The sequence below is a fragment of the Sphaerotilus sp. genome (assembly GCF_013299175.1).
Taxonomy (GTDB): domain Bacteria; phylum Pseudomonadota; class Gammaproteobacteria; order Burkholderiales; family Burkholderiaceae_C; genus Sphaerotilus.
Window position 1 is genome coordinate 1 of sequence record NZ_JAAFKF010000140.1, and the last position, 8,082, is coordinate 8,082.

At 64.5% G+C, this 8,082-nt stretch carries 9 protein-coding genes; 7 read left to right on the forward strand and 2 right to left on the reverse strand.

What is annotated here, in order from left to right:
- The first annotated feature begins 55 nt into the window (after positions 1-55).
- From QZW52_RS17585 to QZW52_RS17605, 5 genes are all read left to right on the forward strand, one after another.
- Positions 56-244, forward strand: coding sequence for a hypothetical protein (locus QZW52_RS17585; protein WP_294001069.1), 189 nt, complete (start codon positions 56-58; stop codon positions 242-244).
- A gap of 14 nt (positions 245-258) precedes the next feature.
- A complete protein-coding gene (locus QZW52_RS17590; protein ID WP_294001072.1) occupies positions 259-717 on the forward strand; it encodes an RNA-guided endonuclease InsQ/TnpB family protein in 459 nt (152 codons plus the stop codon).
- A gap of 139 nt (positions 718-856) precedes the next feature.
- Entirely contained in the window at positions 857-2,374 is a 1,518-nt protein-coding gene (locus QZW52_RS17595; RefSeq protein WP_294001074.1) for an ABC transporter ATP-binding protein, read from the forward strand.
- Positions 2,361-3,428, forward strand: a complete 1,068-nt coding sequence (locus tag QZW52_RS17600; RefSeq protein WP_294001076.1) for an ABC transporter permease — start codon at positions 2,361-2,363, stop codon at positions 3,426-3,428. The genes QZW52_RS17595 and QZW52_RS17600 overlap by 14 nt, the downstream gene beginning before the upstream one ends.
- Before the next feature lie 5 nt (positions 3,429-3,433).
- Positions 3,434-4,354 (forward strand): ABC transporter permease, encoded by a 921-nt coding sequence (locus tag QZW52_RS17605; RefSeq protein WP_294001089.1) that lies wholly within the window; start codon positions 3,434-3,436, stop codon positions 4,352-4,354.
- A 22-nt stretch (positions 4,355-4,376) separates the two neighbouring features.
- Here the strand turns inward: QZW52_RS17605 and QZW52_RS17610 are convergent, their stop codons facing one another.
- Positions 4,377-4,808: a hypothetical protein gene (locus QZW52_RS17610; RefSeq protein ID WP_294001079.1), complete on the reverse strand. Its 432-nt coding sequence runs from the start codon at positions 4,806-4,808 to the stop codon at positions 4,377-4,379.
- Positions 4,805-5,737 (reverse strand): hypothetical protein, encoded by a 933-nt coding sequence (locus QZW52_RS17615; RefSeq protein ID WP_294001081.1) that lies wholly within the window; start codon positions 5,735-5,737, stop codon positions 4,805-4,807. Before QZW52_RS17615 ends, QZW52_RS17610 begins: the two co-directional genes overlap by 4 nt.
- A 594-nt stretch (positions 5,738-6,331) precedes the next feature.
- On the opposite strand from QZW52_RS17615, the gene QZW52_RS17620 reads away from it, so the two are divergent.
- Both QZW52_RS17620 and rplM read left to right on the forward strand, forming a co-directional pair.
- On the forward strand, positions 6,332-7,492 hold the full coding sequence (locus QZW52_RS17620) for a BMP family ABC transporter substrate-binding protein (protein WP_294001083.1): 1,161 nt from the start codon (positions 6,332-6,334) through the stop codon (positions 7,490-7,492).
- A gap of 172 nt (positions 7,493-7,664) precedes the next feature.
- A partial coding sequence (gene rplM / locus QZW52_RS17625; RefSeq protein ID WP_294001086.1) for a 50S ribosomal protein L13 occupies positions 7,665-8,082 on the forward strand: 418 nt, incomplete at its 3' end.

Here is an 8,082-nt window from a genome sequence, read left to right on the forward strand (position 1 = left end):
AGCGTTCAAGCCGGAACGGCTTGTCAAGCGACATGTATGGAAATACAGTTGTCGGATGGAAGCCGTGAAGACCCTCAAGCTGCGCATCAAGGACAAGCACGCGGGCGTGCTGTCCTTGATGGCGCGTGAGGTGAACTTCGTGTGGAACTACTGCAACGAGACGAGTGCGCGGGCGCTCCGGGAGCGGCGCGAGTTCTTGAGCGGGTTCGACTTGCAGAAGCTCACGGCCGGATACTCGACCTGAACGCGTGCGTCAAGGTGGACGTGCCGAAGTCGGCCGGCACTGGATCGGTGGGGATCGACCTTGGCCTGAAGACGGCGGCGACGTGCTCGGACGCGATGCACAAGTTCAGCACCGGGCTGGTCGAGCGCAACGCGGCGATCTTCGTCGGGAACGTGCAGGCCGGCGCGATGGTGAAGACTCGGATGGCGAAATCCACGCTGGACGCCGGGTGGTCGATGATGAAGACGATGCTGGAATACAAGAGCCATCAGGCCGGCATCGTGTTCGAGGAGGTAAATGAAGCCTACACAACCCAGACCTGTTCGCGCTGCGGGGGCATACCCGCCAGCAGTCCGAAAGGTAGGACAGGTCTGCGAATGAGGCGATGGACATGCTGCGATTGCGGCGCGGAACACCACCGCGACGTGAACGCCGCCAGGAACATCGCCGCGCGCGGACATGCGCGTCTCGCAGGAGGAATCCCCGTCCTTTAGGGCGGGGAGGATGTCAAGGTTCCCGCGGCTGCGACGCAGCGTGGCAGATCGCGGACAAGGGCGGGGTGGATGTCAAAATGCACCACCGATGCGGTGTCCTGCTGCGCCGTGATGCCTTGCCCCAACCCGGAGCCTGCCGATGACCGCCCCCCCGCGCCTGGAACTCCTGGGCATCACCAAGCAGTACCCCGCCGTGCGCGCCAACGACGGCGTGGCGCTGACGGTGGCACCCTGCCAGATCCACGCCGTGCTGGGCGAGAACGGCGCGGGCAAGTCCACGCTGATGAAGATCATCTACGGCGCGGTGAAACCGGACGCTGGCGAGGTGCGCTGGAACGGCCAGCCGGTGCAGATCACCAGCCCCGCCCACGCCCGCACCCTCGGCATCAGCATGGTCTACCAGCACTTCTCGCTGTTCGACACGCTGACCGCCGCCGAGAACGTCTGGCTCGGCCTCGGCAAGGCGATGTCGCTGGCGCAGGTGATCGAGCGCATCCGGGCGGTGGCGGGCGAGTACGGGCTGGAGGTCGATCCGCTGCGGCCGGTCCACAGCTTGAGCGTCGGCGAGCGCCAGCGCGTCGAGATCGTGCGGGCGCTGCTGACGAACCCGAAGCTGCTGATCCTCGACGAGCCGACCTCGGTGCTCACCCCGCAGGCGGTCGAGAAGCTCTTCGTCACGCTGCGCAAGCTCTCTGCCAACGGCTGCGCCATCCTCTACATCAGCCACAAGCTCGACGAGATCCGCGCGCTGTGCCACCACTGCACCGTGCTGCGCGGCGGCAAGGTGACGGGCGAGGTCAACCCGACCACGGAAACCAACGCCTCGCTGTCGCGCCTGATGATCGGTGCGGAGCCGCCGCAGTTGCAGCACCGCCCTGCCAAGCTCGGCGAGGTCGCGCTGGCCGTGCGCGGGCTGGTGCTGCCGAAGGACGATCCGTTTGGCACGACGCTGGCGGACATCGGATTCGAGGTGCGGGCGGGCGAGATCGTCGGCATCGCGGGCGTGTCTGGCAACGGGCAGCAGGAACTCATGGCGGCGCTGTCCGGCGAGGACCGACGTGCCCCGGCCGGCTCGGTCACGCTCTTCGGCCAGGACATCGCGCAGGCGTCGCCCACCGTGCGGCGGCGGCAGGGGCTGCATTTCGTCCCGGAGGAGCGCCTCGGTCGCGGCGCCGTGCCCACGCTCTCGCTGGCGCATAACGTTCTGCTGACCCGCACCGAAGGCGTTGGCCGCGGCGGCTGGCTCGACATGTCCGCGATCCGGGCGCAGTCGGCCGAGCTGATCCGGCGCTTCAACGTCAAGGCGGGTGGTCCGCAGGCGGCGGCGAAATCGCTCTCCGGCGGCAACCTGCAGAAATACCTCGTCGGTCGAGAGATCGCCGCGAACCCGAAGCTGCTGATCGTCAGCCAGCCGACCTGGGGCGTGGACGTGGGCGCGGCGGCGCAGATCCGCGGCGAGCTGCTGGCGCTGCGGGACGCGGGTTGTGCGCTGCTGGTGGTGAGCGAGGAGCTGGACGAGCTGTTCGAGGTCTGCGACCGGCTCGTCGTCATCGCGCAGGGCCGGGTGTCGCCGTCGATCGCGACGCGGGACGCCACCATCGAGCGCATCGGCGCGTGGATGTCGGGATTGTGGGAGCGTGACCATGTTGAAGCTTGAAGCGCGACCGCAGCCGTCGCAGGTGATGTCGCTGGCGTCGCCGCTGATCGCACTGGTGCTGACGGTGCTGATCGGTATCGCGCTGTTCGCCTTGCTGGGCAAAGACCCGGTGAAGGGCTTGCAGGTGTTTTTCGTCGAGCCGGTGAAGAACGCCCGTGCGCTGTCGGAACTGGCGGTGAAGGCGGTGCCGCTGGTGCTGATCGCGCTGGGGCTGGCGGTGTGTTTCCGCGCCAACCTGTGGAACATCGGCGCCGAGGGGCAGTTCATCCTGGGGGCGATGGGCGCTGGCTGGGTGGCGCTGCAGGCGGATGCGTCGTCGTCGAAGTGGATCGTCGTGGCGATCCTCGCGGCGGGTGTGCTCGGTGGCATGGCCTGGGCGGCGATCACGGCCGTGCTGCGCGACCGCTTCAACGCCAGCGAGATCCTGGTCAGCCTGATGCTGGTCTACGTGGCCGAGATGGTGCTGAGCTATCTGGTCTACGGCCCGTGGAAAGACCCGCAGGGCTTCAACTTCCCGCAGACCATCACCTTCGCCGCGCCGACCAAGATCCCGCGCCTGTTCGACGGGATGCGGGCCAACGTGGGCGTGCTGCTGGCGCTGGCGCTGGTGGCGGTGTTCACGGCCTTCCTGTTCCGCACCTACCGCGGCTTCGCATTGCAGGTCGGCGGGCTGGCACCGGCGGCGGCGCGCTATGCGGGCTTCTCGTCGCGGGGAGCGTTGTGGACGGCGCTGCTGGTGTCGGGTGGCATGGCGGGACTGGCCGGGGCGCTCGAAGCCGCCGGGCCGCTCGGACAGCTCACGCCGTATGTCCCGGTCGGCTACGGCTTCGCGGCGATCATCGTGGCGTTCGTGGGCCGGCTGCACCCGGTGGGCATCGTCTTCTCCGCGGTGCTGATGAGCATGTTCTACATCGGCGGTGAACTCGCGCAGTCGCGCCTGGGCCTGCCGAAATCGCTGACGGGCGTGTTCCAGGGGCTGCTGCTGTGTACGCTGCTGGCCTGCGACACGCTGATCGCCTACCGCATCCGCTGGACCGGGAGTGCCAAGCCATGAGTGGGATGAACGAATACGCCTTGCTGGTGGCCGCGTCGCTGAACGCGGGCACCGTGCTGGCCATCGCCGGCCTCGGGCTGCTGATCAACGAACGGGCCGGCGTGCTCAACCTCGGTGCCGAGGGGATGATGCTGGTGGCGGCCATCGCCGGGTTCGCCACGTCGGTGCATACCGGCAACGACTGGCTCGCTTTCGCCGCGGGCGCCGGGGCAGGGGCGTTGATGGCGGCGGCCTTCGGCGTGCTGGTGATCTGGCTCAACACCAACCAGTACGCCACAGGACTCGCGTTGAGCCTGTTCGGCGGCGGTTTCTCGGCGTTCGTGGGCATCCGCTACACGCAGGAGAAGCTCGCCGAGCGGCCGCACTTCGACATCCCCGTGCTGTCCGACATCCCTGTCATCGGCCCCGCCTTCTTCAAGCAGCACCCGATGGTCTACCTGACGATCGCGCTGATGTTCGCGCTGGTGTGGTTCCTCTACCGCTCGCGGGCGGGCCTCGTGCTGCGCGCTGTCGGTGAATCGCCCGAATCGGCGCACGCGCTGGGCTATCCAGTGCGGCGCATCCGGTTGGCGGCGGTGATGGCGGGTGGGGCGCTGTGCGGTGTCGCGGGCGCCTACCTGTCGGTGATCTACACACCGCTGTGGGTTGAGGGCATGACGGCCGGCAAAGGCTGGATCGCGCTGGCGCTGACGACGTTCGCGACGTGGCGGCCGGCGCGGGTGCTGCTGGGCGCCTACCTGTTCGGCGGGGTGACGATGCTGCAGTTCCATTTGCAGGGCGAAGGGGTCGAACTGCCCAGCCAGTTGCTCACCGCGCTGCCGTATGTCGCCACGATCGTCGTGCTGGTGCTGATCTCCCGGAACCCGGCGTGGATACGAGCCAACATGCCGGCGTCGATCGGGAAGCCGTTCTTCCCCGGCAGTTGATCAAAGGGCTGGGCGATCTGGATCAGATCTCGATCGACTGGACGTTCGGGTCGTGCATCGCCAGCATGATTTCCTTGGCTTGCGCCAGCGGAGACTGGTTGGCGATGTTCAGGATGGCGCCCATCGAATCGTTGATGAGCTGGTTATCACCCTTCTCGATGCCCTTGTCGAGGGTGTTGAAAAACCCTTGGATCATCCCTGCACGCTCCTTGAACGTCTCCTTGAGATACAGCTCTAAAAGGTCTTTCTTGGACTGAATATCCGCCAGACGTGTATCACGCCAGGCATCGATTGACGCACGTTTGGTGGTTTCTGTTTCCACCGTCTTCTTGTAATCGGACCACGCGTTGATGACCTCGGTGATGGCCGACCCAGATGCCGCGATGGGTAATTTTCCTGCTGCCAGCGGGATGATTTTAGTGAAGGTCATGGTTTTTACGGGCAGGTTTTTCATGCGATTGCCATCAAGCCGGAACATTTGGCCCGGATATTGTCGATGGCAACACCCTCCTTGTTGATGATGGCCACATCCAGCGCCTTCTTGAGCGCAGTGCCCATCGCCAGCATACGCTGGAACTGAACTGGGTCGCGGTCATCTGCGACCTTGATTTGGTCGAATCGACGCGCCAGTTCCGTGATGACATTCGAGATTTCCTTCACGTTGGTCACGATGCCCTCCATGGCAGTTTCGGCTGCCTGCATTTTGGCGACGGCCATCGATACCTGCGCCTTGTAGGCGTTGGCCTCTGTCAATGCTTCTTCCGCCTTGCTGGCCATCATGAATCCGCCAATCGCCAGGGCCGGGCCGAGGACGATGCCCCCCATGGCCAACATGCCGCCTGCCATGCCGAAACCCCCGGCACTCAGCGCCCCGCCTCCCAGCCATGCCAGCGTGGCATTGGTCGCTGCGACGCCCGACAGGCCCGTGATGGCGGCACCCGTGGAGGCCGTGGCCAAGGTTCCCACTGCGCCATAAGCCCCCATGGCGGCCAGCGCGCCACCGACTGCGCCGGACGCGATGCCCTTTTCCAGCTCCAGCGAACTGAGGATCATCTTTTCATAGGCTTTTATTTTTTCGATGCTGAAATCTTCCTGGAAGCCCTGCAGCTTGCTGCTGGCCGATTTTGTGCGTTTGATGGCCTCGATCAGGTGGCGAATCTGGTGCGTGAAGACCGTGACCTTCAGCTTGCCCAACTGCTCCAGTTCGCCTTGGGTATCGCCCCGCACTTCATCGAGCGAAGCTGCCGCTCGCCTGTGTTTCCGTTCGGCTTTTTCACCGATTTCCTTGGCTTCATCCATCATGTTGGACGCTTGCACGCCTTTCACGACACCCGTGGCGGCCAGAGCGGCTGCAGCGCCCCAAAGCAGAAGAGGAATAGGCATGTTGAATTTCCTTGGCGATCGAAGTGAGTAAAGATGTGCGATGTGCGGATGCACTCAGGATGCCTGTGTCAGGCGAAAAATTTCCGGGATACCTGCCGCCAGTTGTGCTTGGTTGCAAAGACTGGCGTTGATTCGATTGAATTCTGTTTGCGAAAGCATCGGGAAATACTGTCGATGCACGGTGTCAGTCCGACACAGCGTGGGCCGATCCGCATAAATCGAACAGATGCGCTGCAACGCGTCAAAGTGCTTGCATGTGCCGTCGCCTCGGTCCAGCGCCCGGTATGCCGGGTTCTTGTCCAGATTGGTGCAGCACAGGCCGCAGCGTGTGCATGGAAACGCGGTTGATTCGATGTTACCCCCCGAGTTGTCGCATGTTTTTCTGGTAGGGGAGCGTACTGACTTGCTGCGACAGGGCGTGTCGCGCCGTCACAATCAGGCGGAGTTGATGTGAAAAAATCGCTCTTTTCCAACGCTCGCCAGACTTTGGGCTGGCCTGTACCGCGAGTGGCTGGCAGCGATGTGGCCCGCAGCGCGTCAACGCGGTGCTCAGGCGTGATAATTGCGCACCTCGTTGACGACAATGGAGAAACCATGTCCAAGCTCTCGAAACGTACCCTGATCCGGGCCTCCGGCTGGGCCGCGCTGGCCGCCACCGCTGCGCTGGTCGGCTGCGGCAAGAAGGAAGAAGCGGCACCCGCTGCTGCCCCCGCGTCCGCTCCCGCCGCCGAAGCTCCCAAGAAGCCCGAGCCGCTGAAGGTCGCCTTCGCCTACGTCGGCCCGGTGGGCGACGCCGGCTGGACCTTCGCCCACGACAACGCCCGCAAGGCGGTCGAGGCCGAGTTCGGCGACAAGATCGTCACCTCGTTCGTCGAGAACGTGCCCGAGTCGGCCGACGCCGAGCGCGTGATGCGCGACCTCGTCGGGCAAGGCAACAAGCTGATCTTCGGCACCACCTTCGGCTACATGGAGCCGATGCTCAAGGTCGCCGCCGACACCGCCGACGTGAAGTTCGAGCACGCCACCGGCTACAAGTCGGCGCCGAACATGCGCACGTATGACAGCCGCACCTACGAGGGCGCGTACATGGCGGGCGTGATCGCCGGTTCGATGACCAAGTCGAACACGCTGGGCGTGGTCGGCTCGATCCCCATCCCCGAGGTGATCCGCAACATCAACTCCTTCACCCTCGGCGCGCAGAGCGTGAACCCGAAGATCAAGACCAAGGTGGTCTGGGTCAACAAGTGGTTCGATCCGCCGAAGGAAGGCGAGGGCGCCGGCAGCCTGATCTCGGGCGGCGCGGACGTGCTGTTCCAGAACACCGACTCCAGCGCCGTGCTGCAGAAGGCCGAAGAGAAGGGCAAGTACGCCTTCGGCTGGGACTCGGACATGAGCAAGTTCGGCCCGAACTCGCACCTGGCGTCGGCGGTCATCAACTGGGCACCGTATTACAAGAAGGCCGTCAAGGACGCGCTGGACGGCACCTGGGCGACGGGCGGCGTGTGGTGGGGTGTCAAGGAAGGCGCGATCGACATCGTGTCCATCTCCGACAAGGTGCCCGCCGAGGTCAAGGACAAGCTGGCCAAGGTCAAGGCTGGCCTGACCGACGGCAGCTTCGTGATCTGGAAAGGCCCGATCGTCGGCCAGGACGGCAAGGAGATCCTGAAGAAGGACGCGGTCGCCGACGACAAGTTCATGTCGGGCATCAACTTCTACGTCAAGGGCGTCGAAGGCAAGGTACCGAGCGGCAACTGATCCGATACCACGGTGGATGCGCCGTGGTGTGCTACAGTCGTGGGCTTTTCCGCCCACGGCTGCGCGGACAAAGGGATGGTCAACATCCACGAAGACCCGAGAGGCTGCACTCACAAGCAGCGCCGAGGGCTTCGTTCAGCAGCCAGCAAACCGAACTGCAAAGAGATTTGCCATGAAGACTTTCAGCGCCAAGCCGGCCGAAGTCGTGCATGAGTGGTTTGTGATTGACGCGACAGACAAGATTCTCGGACGGGTGGCCAGCGAAGTCGCCCTCCGCCTGCGCGGCAAGCACAAGGCAATCTACACGCCTCACGTGGATACCGGTGACTACATCGTCATCGTCAACGCGGACAAGATCCGCGTGACCGGCAACAAGGCCGAACAGAAGGTGTACTACCGCCACTCGGGTCATCCGGGCGGTATCTACGGCACCAAGTTCAAGGACATGCAGGCCAAGCACCCTGGCCGCGCCATCGAGAAGGCCGTCAAGGGCATGCTCCCGAAGGGTCCGCTGGGCTACGCGATGATCAAGAAGCTGAAGGTCTATGCCGGTGGCGAACACCCGCACACCGCTCAGCAGCCCAAGACGC